The sequence below is a fragment of the Acidovorax sp. genome, from assembly GCF_046314175.1.
GTDB lineage: Bacteria > Pseudomonadota > Gammaproteobacteria > Burkholderiales > Burkholderiaceae_C > Acidovorax.
Map to the genome: position 1 here is coordinate 34,634 of NZ_JBKBXG010000035.1, position 15,579 is coordinate 50,212.

The following is a 15,579-nucleotide window of genomic DNA, read 5'->3' on the forward strand; positions in this document are numbered from 1 at the left end:
AATGCGGCTACCCTTGGGCGCCATGAAAATCACCTTTTGCTGTACCGACACCAAGGCCGAGCCTTGGCTCCAAGGGTTCTCCGCCGCTTTTCCTGGCGCTGATATTTCCGTGTGGCAGCCCGGCGCGCCGCAGGCCGACTACGCCGTGGTCTGGGCGCCGCCCCAGCAGTTCATGGACGAACAACAGGGCCTCAAGGCACTGTTCAACATTGGCGCGGGGGTGGACGCACTGCTCAAGCTGCGCCTGCCGCCGAACACGCTGGTGGTGCGTCTGGATGATGCGGGCATGGCGGTGCAGATGGCCGAGTACGTGAGCCATGCGGTCATCCGACACTTTCGCGAGTTCGACGGCTATGAGGCCGATACGGCCGCTGGTCGCTGGGGCTACCGCAAGCCGCGTATGCGCAGCGATTACCCCATCGGCGTGATGGGTCTGGGCGTTCTAGGCGAGCGGGTGGCCAAGGCACTGGCGCAGTTTGACTTTCCCATCAACGGCTGGAGCCGCAGCCCCAAGGCCATCGATGGCGTGCGCGCCTTCACGGGCGCAGAGCAGTTCAACGACTTTCTGGCCGCCAGCCGTGTGCTGGTCAACCTGCTGCCACTCACGCCCGATACGACCAACGTGATCAACAAAGACACGCTGGGCCGTCTGCAGCCCGGTGCCTATGTGATCAACGTCGCGCGGGGCGCGCACCTGGTGGACGAGGACCTGCTGGTAGCCCTCGACAGCGGCCATGTGGCCGGAGCCACACTGGATGTGTTTCGCACCGAGCCCTTGCCCGCAGGCCATGCGTTCTGGAACTACCCGCGCATCACCATCACACCCCACACCTCGGCGCGCACTTTGCGCGAAGAGAGCATTGCCCAGATCGCGCGCAAGATGGCGGCGCTGCAGCGGGGCGAGGCCGTGGCGGGCGTGGTGAACCCCACGCGCGGCTACTGAGCCGAAGCAGCCTCGCCGTGGCGGTGTGCCGTCAATCCACCGTCACGCCGGCATCGCGCACCAGCTTGCCCAGGCGCTGCGCGTCGGCCTTGATCAGAGCGCCAAAGTCTGCCGCCGTGCCACCTACCACGGGCGTGCCAATGGCTTCCCATTTGGCGCGGAACGCGGGCTCCTTGAAGATGGCGTTGACCGTGGCGTTGAGCTTGTCGATGGTGGCTTGCGGTGTTCCTGCGCGCACTGCAATGCCGTGCCAGCCCGTGATCTGGTATCCCGCAATACCGGCCTCGGCCATGGTGGGTACGTTGGGCAGCACCTTGGCGCGCTCGCTCGATGTGACGGCCAGCGGGATGAGTTTGCCCGCCTGGATGTGGGGCAAGGAGCTGCCGACGATGTCGAACATCACGTTCACTTGCCCGCCTATCAGGTCGTTGAGCGCGGGGCCTGCGCCCCGATAGGGAATGTGCCCCATCTTCACGCCTGCCGTGGTGTTGAACAGTTCGCCCGCCAGGTGCTGCGGCGTGCCGTTACCGGCAGACGCGTAGCTCAGCACCGGCTTGCCGGCCTTGGCCATGGCCAGAAACTCGGCCAGTGTCTTGACGCCCAGCGAGGGATGGATTTCAAGCACCAGCGGGAACGCCGACAGCTGGATCACCGGTGCCAGATCGGACTGCGGGTTGAACGGCATGCTGGCGTACAGCGAGGGGTTGACCGCCATCGGGCCGCTGGCGGCCAGCAGCAGGGTGTGGCCATCGGCCGGTGCCTGCTTGGCCACCTCGGCGCTGCCGGTGTTGCCACCCGCGCCACCCTTGTTGTCCACCACCACGGTCACACCCAGGCGGCTTTGCAGCTCGGGCTGCAGCATGCGGGCCATCAGGTCGGTAGGGCCACCGGGTGGGTAGGGCACCACAAAGCGGATGGTCTTGCTGGGGAAGGCGGTGGCGGCCGACTGTGCGGCGGCCTGGCCCGCCAGGCCTAGGGTCAGGGCGACGGCAAGGGCTGCATGCAGCACGGTGCGACGGGTGGCGCGCGGCATGCGCGAGGAAATTGGGCGGTGTTGCATGTCTGTCTCCTGTGGGGATGGATAAGGCCCGTCTGCTGCGGGTTGATGTCAATGGATGGGGCGCGCTGTCGGGCGGGGCAGCTCAGCCTGCGCCAAAACGCTGCCGGATATCGGCTGCGGTGGCGAGCGGGCGGCCCAGCGCGGCGGCGGCTTCGACGGCCTGGCGCACCAGCGCGGCGTTGTCGGGGGCCACGCTGCCGTCCTTGCACAGCAGGTTGTTTTCAAAGCCGACGCGTGCATGGCCGCCAAACAGCGTAGCGGCAGTGATACAGGTGTTTTCTGCAGCACCAAAGGCGCACACGGCCCAGGGCTCCGGGCCTTCGTGGGCAGCCAGGAAGGGCAGCAAATCGCGCGGGCTGGAGGTCTGCCCCGCGCTGTAGCGGCCCAGCACAAACAGCAGGAACCACGGTGCATCGGGCACCACGCCACTGGCTCGCAGCGCCTGCCAGCGGCGCAGGTCGGGCACGTCGTACAAGATGACCTGCACCATGGTGCGGCGCTGCGCCAGGTCGGTGAAGAAGCGCTGCAGACCCGCTTCGCCGATCTCGGGCTTGTCGATTTCGCGCATGCCGATGGACACGGCCTCGGGCTGCAGCGCCTCCACCATGGCGATCTGCGCCGGGGCCTGGTAGACGCCTGCGGCCTCGCTGGTAATCTGGATGACCATGGCATCGCCGACAGCCTGGCGCACCACGCGCTGGGCCTCGCGGTAGCCCTCCACATCCAGGCTGTGGCGGCCCTGCGCATCGCGGATGTGCATGTGCAGCATCGCGGCTCCCGCGTCCAGGCAGGCCTTGGCCGTTGTGGCCAGCGTGGCGGGCGTGATGGGCACGGCCGGGTGGTCGGCGGGCTGTTTGTAGGCGCCGTTGGGTGCCACGGTAACGATCAGCGGGTCGGCCCACTGGCTGGCAATGGTGGGTGATGCGGGCGATGCACTCATGCGCGGGCTCCGGTGGTCGATGGGGTGTCCGTCGGTGACGTGTCGGTGGGGGGCTCGATGATGGGTAACTCGCTGGCAAGCAAAGCCAGGCCCTGGCGCAGCAGCGTGTCATAGCGCGCGCGTTCGGCCTGCTTGCGGTCTTCGGGCCAGTCGAAAAAGCCCTTGCCGGTCTTCATGCCGAGTTGGCCCTGGGCCACCTTGTCGCGAAGGGCTTGGGCGGGGATGTCGGTGTTCGAGAGCGTGGGGTACATGGTGGCGGCGGCGGCGGTGTGCACCTCGATGCCCGCATGGTCTCGCTGCAGCACCGGCCCGGCCGCCAGAAAGCGGAAGCCGAAGCCAAAACGCACGGCGGCGTCCACGTCTTCGGGCGAGGCAATGCCTTCGTCGATGAGCGCAAACGCCTCGCGCGAGAGCGCATGCTGCATGCGGTTGGCCAGAAAGCCCGGCTTGTCCTTCTTGACCAGCACCGGCACGCTGCCGCAGCCGCGCATGAAGGCGTGCAGCCAGGCGCCCAGCGCCGGGTCGCTGCGCTCGCCCAGCACGACCTCGACCAGCGGCACCAGGTGCGCGGGCATGAAGAAGTGCAGGCCCAGCATGCGCTGCGCCGTAGCAAGCCCCTGGGCGATGGCGCTGATAGGAAAGCCTGAGCTGTTGCTGGCCAGCACGGCATGGGGGGGCGCCACGGCCTCCAGCTCGGCAAACAGCTTTTGCTTGGCGGCCAGTTGCTCGGTGATGCATTCGACCACCAGCACCACGCCGCGCCAGTCCACGTCTTGCAGGTTGGCGCAGACCTGCACCGCGCCGGCGTGGGTGGCCTGACCAGCGGCGGCCAGCTCTTGCGCAATGTGGGGCAACAGGTGGTCGCGTCGTGCGGCGTGGGGGTCCACTACCGTGACCTGCGCGCCGCCCCGGGCCAGCACCACAGCCACATCGGCCCCCATGGTGCCTCCGCCCACCACCACGGTGCGTGCGTTGCGCGGCGAACTGTTCTCCATCGTGTCTCCTTGTTGCTCTCAATCTGCTCAAGCGGTGTGCTTGCGTTGAATTCAGTCTAGGTGGCCCGCATTGCGCGGTCCAGACGTCTTTTTCGATAGACTGATCGGTTATGAAGATCAATTGGTCTGCCCGCGAGGTAGACGTATTCCTTTCGCTGGCCGAGACGCTGAGTTTTCGGCGCACGGCCCTGCAGATGCACCTGTCGCAGTCGGCGGTATCGGGCACGGTGGCGCGGCTGGAAGAGATGCTGGACGTGCGCCTGTTTGAGCGCACCACGCGCACCGTGCAGCTCACGCTGGCGGGTGAGGTGTTTGCCGAGCAAGCCCGCTTTTTGCGCCACCAGATGGAGGAGACCGTGCGCCGCGTGCAGGAGGTGGCGCAGCTGCAGGTGGGCCGCGTTGCGCTGGCGGCGCTGCCGTCGCTGGCGGCCGGGGCCGTGCCGCGCGCGTTTTCTCGGTTTGCGGCAAAGCACCCGGGCGTGCAGCTGGAGCTGTTTGACAGCCTGGCTGGCCCGGCATTTGACATGGTGCGGGCCGGGCGTGTGGACTTTGCCCTCACGGCCGCCAACCCCGCCTATGCCGACCTGGACTACACCCCGCTGGTGTCCGACCGGTTTGTGCTGTTGATGGGGCGCACGCACCTGTTGGCCCGGGCGCGCAGTGCAATCGCCTGGGCGGATGTGGCCGAGCTGCCGCACATCTCCATGCCTGCAGGCACCAGCGTGCGGCAGTATGCGGAAGAGGCCTTGCTGACCCACCGCATCCGTTTTGCACCGCGCTACGAGGTGGAACACCTGGCCACCATCGCAGCCATGGTGGCGGCGGGGCTGGGCGTGAGTGCGTTGCCCGAGCTGGCCGCACAGGTCGTGCGCAGGCACGAGGTGGTCACGCGCCCTCTCAAGGCGCCTGTGCTGCACCGGCCCATCGGGCTCATCACACTGCGCGGGCGACCCCTGTCGCTGGCGGCACAGGAGATGGTGGCCCTGCTGCGGCAGGAAGTACAAAGCTCGGGCACTGTGGGCAGCTGATGGCGCGTCCGGAGAGTGGTCTGGCACGATATGAGGTGGCCCTGGCTCAGTACTCGCAGGACAATGGAAAACTTCCCTGACCTCTTCATCTGGTAGCCCCCATGAGCATTCCCTCCCGCGTTCACCTCATCGACGTTGGCCCCCGCGATGGCCTGCAAAACGAAAAGACCCCGGTGCCTGCTGCCGTCAAGATCGAGCTGGTGCACCGCTTGCAGCAGGCGGGCCTGAAAGAGATCGAGGTCACCAGCTACGTGTCTCCAAAGTGGGTGCCACAGATGGCCGACAACCACGAGGTCATGGAAGGCGTGGCGCGCCAGGCGGGCGTGGCGTATTCGGTGTTGACTCCCAACCTCAAAGGTTTTGAGGCGGCGGTGCTCGACAAGCCCGATGAGATCGTGGTGTTTGGCTCCGCCAGCGAGGCCTTTAGCCAGAAGAACATCAACTGCAGCATTGCCGAAAGCATCGAGCGGTTTGCGCCGGTGGTCGACGCCGCTTTGGCCGCAGGCATCCGCGTGCGCGGTGCCATGAGCTGCACCGTGGGCTGTCCGTACGAGGGTGAGATTGCGCCTGAGCGCGTGGCGTACCTCGCAGGTCTGCTCAAAGGCATTGGCGTGCAGCGCGTGGACGTGGCCGACACTATTGGCGTGGGCACGCCACGCAAGGTGCAGAAGGCGCTGGAGGCGACGTTGCAGCACTTTGGCATCGACGATGTATCGGGCCACTTTCACGACACGTACGGGCAGGCGCTGTCCAACACGCTGGCAGCGCTGGAGCTGGGCGTATGGAACTATCAGTCGTCCGTGGCCGGGCTGGGCGGCTGCCCCTATGCCAAGGGTGCGACGGGCAATGTGGCGACGGAAGATGTGGTCTACATGCTGCAGGGCATGGGCATCGACACGGGCATCGACCTTGATAAGCTCATCGATGCGGGCGCGTACATCAGTGATTTTCTCGGCCGCAAACCCAATTCCCGGGCAGCGAATGCGCTGCTCACCAAACGCGCGGGCTGACCCCCCGGCGCAGGAGAAAGAAACCGTGTGTGGAGCTGAACTGAAAAACCTGCCCGAAGGCGTGCAGCGCGTGGCTGCGGCGCTCGAATCTCTGGGCCACCCCCACCGCCCGCAGATGCTGGACGACGCCGCGCGCACCGCGCAGCAGGCGGCCGATGCGCTGGGCATTGCCGTGGGACAGATCGCCAAGAGCATCATCTTTCGCCGCAAGAGCGACGACGTGGCCGTGCTGGTGGTCACCTCGGGTGACCGGCGGGTGGACGAGAAAAAGGTCGAGGCCCATGTGGGCGGCAAGATCGGCCGGGCCGATGCCGATTTTGTGAAAAGCCGCACCGGCTTTTCCATCGGCGGCGTATCGCCCGTGGCGCATGCCACGCCGCCTGTCACGCTCATCGATCAGGACCTGCTGCGCTTTGACGTGGTGTGGGCGGCGGCGGGGCATCCGCACGGCGTGTTTGCGCTGCACCCCAGCGACCTTCAGCGGCTGACGGGTGCCCCCGTGGTGGACGTGGTGCAGGTGGTCACACCCGAGTCTGCAACATGAATGCTGCTGATTTGCTAGCTGCTCGCGCTTTACAGATAAGCGCTAGCGGTCATTTTGATGCTGAAAACACCGAGGCCGTGCCTTCGCCCTGCATCTCGGTGTGCCGCATGTCGGCCGACCGCAGCCATTGCGAGGGCTGTTTTCGCACCCTCGACGAGATCCGCATCTGGTCGCGCGCCGACGCACACCTGCGGCGCGGCATCTGGCTGCAGTTGCTGGACCGGGCGGGCATCGTGTTGCCAGCGGACACAGTCGAAAGGGCAGGGCCATGAAACGCATCACGTTTTATCTGGACTTCATCTCGCCCTACGCCTGGCTGGCGTTTGAACGCCTGCCCGAGGCGCTGGAGGGCCTGAGCTACAGCGTGACCTACCAGCCCGTGCTGCTGGGAGCGCTGCTGCAGCAGCATGGCAACCCCGGCCCGGCGGGCATCGCGCCCAAGCGCGACTGGACCTATCGCCACGTCACCTGGCTGGGCCACGCGCAGGGCACGCCGCTGCAGATGCCCGCGCGCCACCCGTTCAACCCGCTGCCCCTGCTGCGCCAGGCGCTGGCCTGCAGTGACGATGGCCACATCAACCGCTTTGTGGCGGGCACGGTGCTGCGCCATGTGTGGCAAGGCGGGCACGATGCGTTGGACCCCGAACGGCTGAACGCGCTGGCGGCCGAATTGAGCGAGCAGGTGCGCAGCGCCGGGCAAGACCCCACCGGTGAAGCGCCCAAGGCGCTGCTGCGCGCCAACACCCAGGCGGCGCAGGCGGCCGGCGTGTTTGGCGTGCCAGCGTTTGCGGTCGACGACAAGCTGTTTTGGGGGCTGGATGGCCTGCCAATGCTGCGGGCGTATCTGGAGGGCGACGCCTGGTTTGCCAGTGGTGACTGGGACAGCGCGCCCCGGGTGCCCTCGGGTCTGGCGCCCAAGGCGGGCTGACGACGCCCAGGCCGCGCGGCTGGACGCTAAGGCCCAGCGGTTTGACCTGTAGCGCGCCATAGCCTGTGGCGCCAGTGCCCCCGTGCAGGGCGGCTGTCAGAACGGGGTCAGTCAGAGCTTCAAGAATGGGCGGGCGTTGAGTTTGCACGCGGGCCAATCCCGCGGCCTTGCGCAAAACAACAACAAGTCAAGCAGCCCCTTTTGGAGACAAACCGCCATGGCCGACGCCGCCGCCGCCCGCGCCATGACGCGGGAGGAAAGAAAAGTCGTGTTCGCGTCGTCGCTTGGCACGGTGTTCGAGTGGTACGACTTCTATCTGTATGGCTCGCTGGCGGCCATCATTGCGCGCCAGTTTTTCAGTCCGCTGGACGCCAGTGCTGCGTTCATCTTTGCCTTGCTGGCGTTTGCTGCGGGTTTCGTCGTGCGGCCGTTCGGTGCCCTGGTGTTTGGGCGGCTGGGCGACATGATCGGGCGCAAATACACCTTTCTGGTCACCATCCTCATCATGGGCCTGTCCACGTTCATCGTGGGCATTCTTCCCGCTTACGGCAGCATTGGCGTGGCGGCCCCGGTCATCCTCATCGGCCTGCGGCTGCTGCAGGGCCTGGCCATGGGGGGCGAATACGGGGGCGCCGCCATCTACGTGGCCGAGCATGCGCCGCACGGTCAAAGGGGCGCCTACACGGCGTGGATCCAGACAACGGCAACGCTGGGGCTCCTCATGTCGCTGGTGGTCATCCTGGGCACGCGCACGGTGCTGGGCGAAGACGAGTTTGCCGACTGGGGCTGGCGCGTTCCGTTTCTGGTGTCCATCGTGCTGCTGGTGGTGTCGGTGTGGATACGGCTGTCGCTGAACGAATCGCCCGCGTTTGCACGCATGAAGGCGCAGGGGCGCACATCGCTGGCGCCGGTGTCCGAGTCATTCGGGCGCTGGAAGAACCTGCGCGTGGTGCTGCTGGCCCTGGTGGGGCTGACGGCGGGGCAGGCCGTGGTTTGGTACACGGGGCAGTTCTACGCGCTGTTTTTTCTCACGCAGCAGCTCAAGGTAGACGCCACCACGGCGCAGCTGATGGTGGCCGCTGCGCTGCTCATCGGTACGCCGCTGTTCATTGTGTTTGGGACGCTGTCAGACAGGGTGGGGCGCAAGCCCATCATCATGCTGGGATGCGTGCTGGCAGCGGCCACGTACTTTCCGGTGTTTCAAGCCCTGGCGTGGGCGGCTAACCCCGCACTGGCTGACGCGCAGGCGCGCAACCTTGTGGTGCTGGTGGTCAACCCCACAGACTGCTCGTTCCAGTTCAACCCCACGGGCACGGCACGGGTCGCCAGTGCTTGCGACATGGCCAGGCAGATGCTGGCGGCCCAGTCGGTGAGCTACGACACCGACCCTGCCGGTACACCCGGCCAGGCGCTGGTGCGCATTGGCGCCACCGAAATCGCCAGTCCCATCGCTCACGATGTCCCAGTCGATGAGGTCCGCCGCAACGCCACCGCATTTCGCCAGGCAGTGGGCCACGCCCTGGCGGACGCAGGCTACCCCACGCAGGCAGACCCTGCGCGCATCAACACCCTGCTGGTGGTTGCCCTGCTGAGCTACCTGATGGTGCTGGTGGCCATGGTGTACGGCCCCCTTGCCGCGATGCTGGTGGAGATGTTTCCCACGCGCATCCGCTACACCTCGCTCAGCCTGCCGTACCACATCGGCAATGGCTGGTTTGGCGGCCTGCTGCCCATCCTGTCCTTTGCCATCGTCACGCAGACGGGCAACATGTACAGCGGCCTGTGGTACCCAGTGCTCGTCGCGGGCGCCACGGCGGTGGTGGGCGGGCTGCTGCTGCGCGAGACGAAGGACGTGGATATCTACGCCAATGATTGACGGGTGGGCATTGTGTGAGAGCCACGCGAGGCTTCGAGACACTCAGCCTGAAACCTGTACTTCAGATTCAACGTGCCAACTTGACAAAGGGGTTGTCGCTTTGTCTGCCCCTGCACTGACATGCCCGCAAATGACCGATACCGGCGCGCCCAATACCAGCGCCACCGCGGAACCGGCTTTGCCGGGCCGCTGGAGGCGTCCCCCTGAGGGGGAAGCGGCGAAGCCGCTCAGGGGGGTTACCTCCTAAACCGCCCGTCACTGCCAATGATCGACAGGTCCGAAAAGTCCAGCCCCGTGTGGTCCGTGGGGCTGTACGACACCTCCAGTCCGCCCAGGTCGAACTTCTTGATGCCCTCCAGCGCGGCATGCAGGCGCGCGCGGTCAGGTTTGGGGCCGGCGCGTTTGATGCCTTCCACCAGTACCTTGGCGCTGACAAAACCTTCCACCATCGCTGGGGTCAAGTCGCCCACGCCCTTGGCTTTGGCCAGGTCCATGGCTTCCTTGATGACCGCGTAGTTCAGCGAACGCTCTGACGGAAACACCTGCGTCACCACCACGCCGCGTGCGCTGTCGCCCAGCGCCTTCACAAACCCGCCCGATGCGTTGTTGGACAGCGTCACGATTTGTCCGGTGACGCCTGCAGCGCGCAATGCCTTGACGCCGTCCACCACTGCCGCGCCGGTGCCAATGAAGATCACGGCCTGCGGCTGCTTTTGCGACACCCGCGGCGCAATGGCCGAGTAGTCGGGTTTGGTGCGGTCAAACTTCTCGATGAACAACGCCTCGATGTTGTTGGACTTGAAGCCGATCTGCGCACCGGCCAGGCCGTCGGCGCCAAAGGTGTCGTCCACATGCACCACACCAATGCGCTTAATGCCCAGGGTGTTGAGGTGGGTGATCGCCTTTTCCACCTCGCGCTGGTAGGTGGCGCGCACGTTGAAGATGTATTTGCTGACCGGCTCATGCAGCACCACCGCGCCGGTGGAGGGCCCGACCAGGGCCACACCATGCTGCTCCAGCACCGGCACAATGCCCTGGGTGTGGGGCGTGCCGCGCGTCATGAACATGCCGATCACGCCTTTTTGCTCGATCAGCGTACGTGTGTTTTCCAGGGTCAGCTTGGGGTCGAACTTGTCGTCCAGCGAAATCACTTCCACCTTTTGCCCGCCCACGCCGCCCTTGGCATTGACGCTGTCGATGTATAGCGCCGCCCCCCGCATGGACTCTGCCACCGTAGCAGCCGCCGACCCGGTGATGCCCACGGTCTGCCCGATCAGCACCTGGGCCTGCGCAAGCCCGGTACTAAAAATAGCCAGAGCGACGCCCGCGCTCAACCAATGCGTGAATTTCATGCGTGTGCCTTGTCCGTAGATTTGCATCAATGTAGAAACAAATTGTGACGAACAACCCGTAGAAACACGTAGGACCGGACAAACCCAGACCTGTGAGCGGGAGATAAAGCTTCGTGTCAGCTTTAGGTGCTATGCGCTCTCAATAGTGACCGGACTGCCGCGCTGCAGTGCATCCGGCCTTCAACGGCGGAACCGGCCGTCGGTGCCAATGATGGACAGGTCGGCAAAGTCCAGTCCAGTATGGTCGTCCGGGCCGTAGGTCACTTCCAGCCCGCCCAGGTCAAACTTTTTGATGCTTTCCAGCGCCGCATGGATCTTTTCGCGGCTGGGCTTGGGGCCTGCACGCTTGAGGCCTTCCACCAGCACCTTGGCGGCGGCATAACCTTCCAGCATGGCAGGGGTGATTTCGGTCAGGCCCTTGGCCTTGGCCAGCTCTTGCGCTTCTTTCACCAGGGCGTAGGTCACCGCCCGCTCATTGGGGTACACCTGCGTCACGATCACGCCGCGTGCGTTGGCGCCCAGGCTTTTGATGAACCCGCCCGACGCGTTGTTGGACAGCGTCACGATCTGCGCCGCCGAGCCCGCTGCGCGCAGTGCGGTGCCTGCGTCCACCACGGCCGACCCTGACGCCACCATCAGCACCGCCTGGGTGTCTGCCTTGGCAATTTTGGCGACGATGGGGGCAAAGTCGGGCTTTGCGCGGTCAAACTTTTCCAGAACCACCGGGGTGAGCTTGGCCGCAGCCAGACCCTTTTGCGCGCCCGCCACGCCATCGGCGCCAAAGCTGTCATCTGCATACACCAATGCAATCCGGGTGATGCCCATGGAGGCCAGGTGGGTCATGGCCTTCTCGGCTTCGCGCTGGTAGGTGGCGCGCACGTTGAAGATGTATTTGCGCACCGGCTGGTGCAGCACCATGGCCCCGGTGGAGGGGCCCACCAGCGCCACGCCGTGTTTTTCCAGCAAGGGGATGATGGCTTCCGTGTGGGGCGTGCCACGCGTGAGGAACATCGCGGACACGTTGTTTTCCTCGATCAGCTTTTTCGCGTTCTCGGCGGCGAGCTTGGGGTCGAATTTGTCATCGAGCGAGGTCAGCTCGATCTTCTGGCCGTTGACGCCGCCCTTGGCATTGATGGATTCGATGTACAGCAGTGCGCCATCGGTCGTCTCCTTCACGCCTGCCGCCACCTGGCCGGAGAAGCCCGCTGTCTGGCCAATCTGGATCTGCGCATGGCCGGTGCCGCACACCGACAGTGCCAGGGCAGCGCTGGCCCACAGTGCTTGCCATTGCTTCATGGCTGTCTCCTCTTATAAAGAGGGCAGTCTAAATCGATGTGTCGCCAGCGTTCAAAGGGTTTCTTCCGAGGTTGGACCTATTGGTGACAAATTTGTGTTGCATCAAAAGCACCGCAGCGCGGTTCAAGGGTACTCGCCAGCCCCGGGGCAGAGGGGCCAGTGCATCCCTAGAATGTTCCGCCTCACCCCCAAAAGACTGCTTCCATGACCCAGGGACTGATCCGTATCCGCGGCGCACGCCAGCACAACCTCAAGAACCTGGATCTGGACATCCGCACCGGCGAGCTGACGGTCGTTACCGGCCCCAGCGGCTCGGGCAAATCCAGCCTGGTGTTCGACACGCTGTATGCAGAGGGCCAGCGCCGTTACGTTGAAACCTTCAGCGCCTACGCGCGCCAATTCCTCGACCGCATGGACAAGCCCGCCGTGGACAAGGTCGAAGGCGTGCCCCCGGCCATTGCCATCGACCAGACCAACCCCGTGCGCTCCAGCCGCTCCACCGTGGGCACGATGACGGAGCTGAACGACCACCTGAAGCTGCTGTTTGCACGCGCGGGTCAGTTGTTTGACAAGCAAACCGCGCAGTCCGTACGACACGACACGCCCGAAACCATCTATGCCGAGCTGGCCGCACGTTGCGCTGCAGCCAGTGATCCGCGCATCGTGTTGACCTTCCCGGTCGAACTCCCCGCCAATACGTCGGCAGAACAGGTCGAGCAATGGCTGTCCGCCAGCGGTTTCACCAAGGTGCAAGCCGAGCGCGAAGTGAGCACGCCCACCGGCCCGCGCAAGGTGCTCGACGTGGTGGCCGACCGTTTCCGCCTGGGCAATGCAGAAAAAGTGCGCGTCATCGAGGCGATTGAAGTTGCGCTGAAACGTGGCACGGGTCGTTTGAACGTTTATCGGCTCGTGGAGGAGGGCGAACCAGAACTCTGGCGCTTCTCCACCGGCCTGCACTGCCCCGACAGCGACCTGCGCTACAGCGACCCCATTCCTTCGGCCTTCTCGTTCAACTCCGCCGTAGGCGCGTGCGACAGCTGCCGGGGTTTTGGCCGCGTGATCGGCGTGGATTACGGCCTCGTCATCCCCAACGACAAGCTCACGCTGCGCGCAGGCGCCATCAAGACCATCCAGACCCCCGCGTGGAAAGAGGCTCAGGACGACCTCATGCGCCACGCCGAGACGGCCGGCATCCCGCGCGACACGCCCTGGTACAAGCTGACTGACGACCAGAAGAAGTGGGTCATCGGCGGCGCGCCCGGCTACAAGGACGGCCAGTGGAGCAAGCAGTGGTACGGCATCAAGCGCTTTTTTGAATACCTGGAAAGCAAGGCCTACAAGATGCACATCCGCGTGCTCTTGTCCAAGTACCGCAGCTACACGCCGTGCCCCACCTGTGCCGGTGCGCGCCTCAAGACCGAAAGCCTGCTCTGGCGCATTGGCCGCAAGGAAGATGCCGACGCGGTGCTGGAGCCCGGCAAACGCTTCATGCCTGAGGGGGTGCAGTGGTCGCGCGAGCAACTCGAAGCGCTACCTGGCCTGTGCCTACACGACCTGATGCTGCTGCCCATCGACCGTTTGCGCCAGTTCTTCGCGCGCATGCAGTTGCCGGTGGGTGACGACGCCAAGGGCGGCGATGCCCAAGCGTTGAAACTGTTGCACGAAGAAATCACCACGCGTCTCAAGTACCTGTGCGACGTGGGCATTGGCTACCTCACGCTCGACCGGCAAAGCCGCACGCTCAGCGGCGGCGAGGTGCAGCGCATCAACCTCACTACCGCACTGGGCACCAGCTTGGTCAACACGCTGTTTGTGCTGGACGAGCCCAGCATCGGCCTGCACCCGCGCGACATGCACCGCATCACCGAGGCCATGCTGCGCCTGCGCGATGCGGGCAACACTCTGGTGGTGGTGGAGCACGACCCCGCCGTGATGCTGGCGGCCGACCGCATGATCGACATGGGCCCCGGCCCAGGCCGCCTGGGCGGGCAGATCGTGTTCGACGGCACCACGGCCGATTTGCGCAACGCCGACACGCTCACCGGCGCCTACCTGGGCGGGCGCAAGCAGGTGGGTTTTGGCTTCAAGCGCATGGTGACCGAATCTACGCCGCGCCTCATCCTGGAAGGCGCGCGCGAGCACAATCTGCAGAACGTGTCGGTCGAGTTCCCACTGCAGCGCCTCGTCACCGTCACGGGTGTGAGCGGCTCGGGCAAGTCCAGCCTGATCCAGGACGTGTTGGCCCCCGCGCTGCTGCGCCACTTTGGCAAGGCCACGGATACCCCCGGCGCGCACGACCGCATGCTGGGTGCGGACCATCTGTCGGATGTGGTGTTTGTGGACCAGTCGCCCATTGGCAAGACCGCCCGCTCCAACCCCGTGAGCTACGTGGGTGCGTGGGATAGCATCCGCGAGCTGTTTGCGGTGGCGCCGCTGTCCAAACAGCGCAGCTACACCGCCGCCAAGTTCAGCTTCAACAGCGGCGATGGGCGCTGCCCCACCTGCGGGGGCTCGGGCTTTGAGCATGTGGAGATGCAGTTCTTGAGCGACGTGTACCTGCGCTGCCCGGACTGCGACGGTAAGCGTTACCGGCCCGAGATACTGGAGATCACCATCGAGCGGGGAGGGCGTGCGCTGAACGTGGCTGATGTGCTGGCCCTCACCGTGGCCGAAGCAGCCGACCTGTTTGCGAACGACCGCGACGTGATCCGCGCGCTGCAGCCCATCGTGGACGTGGGGCTCGAATACGTGGCACTGGGCCAGCCCGTGCCCACGCTCAGCGGTGGCGAGGCACAGCGTTTGAAACTCGCAGGCTTCCTGGCCGAGGCGGCGCGCAGCGCATCCAAATCGCGCCAATCCGTCGCCCGCAAAGGCACGCTGTTTTTGTTTGACGAGCCCACCACCGGCCTGCACTTTGACGACATTGCCAAGCTCATGCGCGCGCTGCGCAAGCTCATCGATGCGGGGCATTCACTCATCGTCATCGAGCACAACCTCGATGTGATCCGCGCCAGCGACTGGCTCATCGACCTGGGCCCCGAAGGCGGCGATGCAGGCGGCCTCATCGTGGCCGAGGGCACGCCTGAAGACGTGCGGGCGCATGCCACCTCGCACACCGGGCAGGCACTGCGCGACTACGAACTGGCGCTGGGCGTGGGCGGCCACTCGGTGCACGAAAAAGCTGCGGTGCTACGAAAATCAGAGCGCCTCGCGCTGATGGATAAAGCGCCAGCGGCCAAAAATGCCATTGAAATTGTCAACGCCAAGGAGCACAACCTCAAGAACCTGAGCGTGGACATTCCGCGTGGCAAGTTCAACGTGGTGACGGGCGTGAGCGGCTCGGGCAAGTCCACGCTGGCGTTCGACATCCTGTTCAACGAGGGCCAGCGGCGTTACCTCGAATCGCTGAACGCCTATGCGCGTTCCATCGTGCAGCCCGCCGGGCGGCCCGAGGTGGACGCGGTCTACGGCATCCCGCCCACCGTGGCCATCGAGCAGCGCCTGTCGCGCGGCGGGCGCAAGTCCACCGTGGGCACCACCACCGAGGTGTGGCACTTTCTGCGCCTGCTGTACGTCAAGCTGGGCACCCAGCACTGCACCAAAGACG

At 65.4% G+C, this 15,579-nt stretch carries 13 protein-coding genes; 8 read left to right on the forward strand and 5 right to left on the reverse strand.

Annotated elements, in window-relative coordinates; genetic code table 11:
- The first annotated feature begins 22 nt into the window (after positions 1–22).
- The gene (locus ACK4OE_RS12010; protein WP_409885040.1) at positions 23–943 is read left to right on the forward strand and encodes a 2-hydroxyacid dehydrogenase; all 921 of its coding nucleotides are present in this window, start codon (positions 23–25) and stop codon (positions 941–943) included.
- 31 nt (positions 944–974) lie between these two features.
- Here the strand turns inward: ACK4OE_RS12010 and ACK4OE_RS12015 are convergent, their stop codons facing one another.
- From ACK4OE_RS12015 to ACK4OE_RS12025, 3 genes are all read right to left on the reverse strand, one after another.
- Positions 975–2,003 (reverse strand): Bug family tripartite tricarboxylate transporter substrate binding protein, encoded by a 1,029-nt coding sequence (locus ACK4OE_RS12015; RefSeq protein WP_409885041.1) that lies wholly within the window; start codon positions 2,001–2,003, stop codon positions 975–977.
- 82 nt (positions 2,004–2,085) lie between these two features.
- Positions 2,086–2,943: a 3-keto-5-aminohexanoate cleavage protein gene (locus tag ACK4OE_RS12020; protein WP_409885042.1), complete on the reverse strand. Its 858-nt coding sequence runs from the start codon at positions 2,941–2,943 to the stop codon at positions 2,086–2,088.
- Positions 2,940–3,938 carry a 3-hydroxyacyl-CoA dehydrogenase family protein gene (locus ACK4OE_RS12025; protein WP_409885043.1) on the reverse strand — a complete coding sequence of 333 codons (999 nt, stop codon included), beginning with the start codon at positions 3,936–3,938 and terminating at the stop codon, positions 2,940–2,942. The genes ACK4OE_RS12020 and ACK4OE_RS12025 overlap by 4 nt, the downstream gene beginning before the upstream one ends.
- A 110-nt stretch (positions 3,939–4,048) precedes the next feature.
- On the opposite strand from ACK4OE_RS12025, the gene ACK4OE_RS12030 reads away from it, so the two are divergent.
- From ACK4OE_RS12030 to ACK4OE_RS12055, 6 genes are all read left to right on the forward strand, one after another.
- Positions 4,049–4,966 carry a LysR substrate-binding domain-containing protein gene (locus ACK4OE_RS12030; RefSeq protein ID WP_409885044.1) on the forward strand — a complete coding sequence of 306 codons (918 nt, stop codon included), beginning with the start codon at positions 4,049–4,051 and terminating at the stop codon, positions 4,964–4,966.
- 101 nt (positions 4,967–5,067) lie between these two features.
- Positions 5,068–5,976 (forward strand): hydroxymethylglutaryl-CoA lyase, encoded by a 909-nt coding sequence (locus ACK4OE_RS12035; RefSeq protein WP_409885045.1) that lies wholly within the window; start codon positions 5,068–5,070, stop codon positions 5,974–5,976.
- Positions 5,977–6,001: 25 nt separating this feature from the next.
- Positions 6,002–6,520 carry a YbaK/EbsC family protein gene (locus ACK4OE_RS12040; RefSeq protein ID WP_409885046.1) on the forward strand — a complete coding sequence of 173 codons (519 nt, stop codon included), beginning with the start codon at positions 6,002–6,004 and terminating at the stop codon, positions 6,518–6,520.
- Positions 6,517–6,792 carry a DUF1289 domain-containing protein gene (locus ACK4OE_RS12045; RefSeq protein ID WP_409885047.1) on the forward strand — a complete coding sequence of 92 codons (276 nt, stop codon included), beginning with the start codon at positions 6,517–6,519 and terminating at the stop codon, positions 6,790–6,792. Before ACK4OE_RS12040 ends, ACK4OE_RS12045 begins: the two co-directional genes overlap by 4 nt.
- Positions 6,789–7,448: a 2-hydroxychromene-2-carboxylate isomerase gene (locus ACK4OE_RS12050; protein ID WP_409885048.1), complete on the forward strand. Its 660-nt coding sequence runs from the start codon at positions 6,789–6,791 to the stop codon at positions 7,446–7,448. Before ACK4OE_RS12045 ends, ACK4OE_RS12050 begins: the two co-directional genes overlap by 4 nt.
- Before the next feature lie 217 nt (positions 7,449–7,665).
- Entirely contained in the window at positions 7,666–9,324 is a 1,659-nt protein-coding gene (locus tag ACK4OE_RS12055; protein ID WP_409885049.1) for an MFS transporter, read from the forward strand.
- Positions 9,325–9,560: 236 nt separating this feature from the next.
- Here ACK4OE_RS12055 and ACK4OE_RS12060 read toward each other — a convergent pair whose 3' ends face one another.
- The gene (locus ACK4OE_RS12060; RefSeq protein WP_409885050.1) at positions 9,561–10,676 is read right to left on the reverse strand and encodes an ABC transporter substrate-binding protein; all 1,116 of its coding nucleotides are present in this window, start codon (positions 10,674–10,676) and stop codon (positions 9,561–9,563) included.
- A gap of 180 nt (positions 10,677–10,856) precedes the next feature.
- The gene (locus ACK4OE_RS12065; protein ID WP_409885051.1) at positions 10,857–11,972 is read right to left on the reverse strand and encodes an ABC transporter substrate-binding protein; all 1,116 of its coding nucleotides are present in this window, start codon (positions 11,970–11,972) and stop codon (positions 10,857–10,859) included.
- A gap of 204 nt (positions 11,973–12,176) precedes the next feature.
- Here ACK4OE_RS12065 and uvrA point away from each other — a divergent pair.
- A partial coding sequence (gene uvrA / locus ACK4OE_RS12070) for an excinuclease ABC subunit UvrA (RefSeq protein WP_409885052.1) occupies positions 12,177–15,579 on the forward strand: 3,403 nt, incomplete at its 3' end.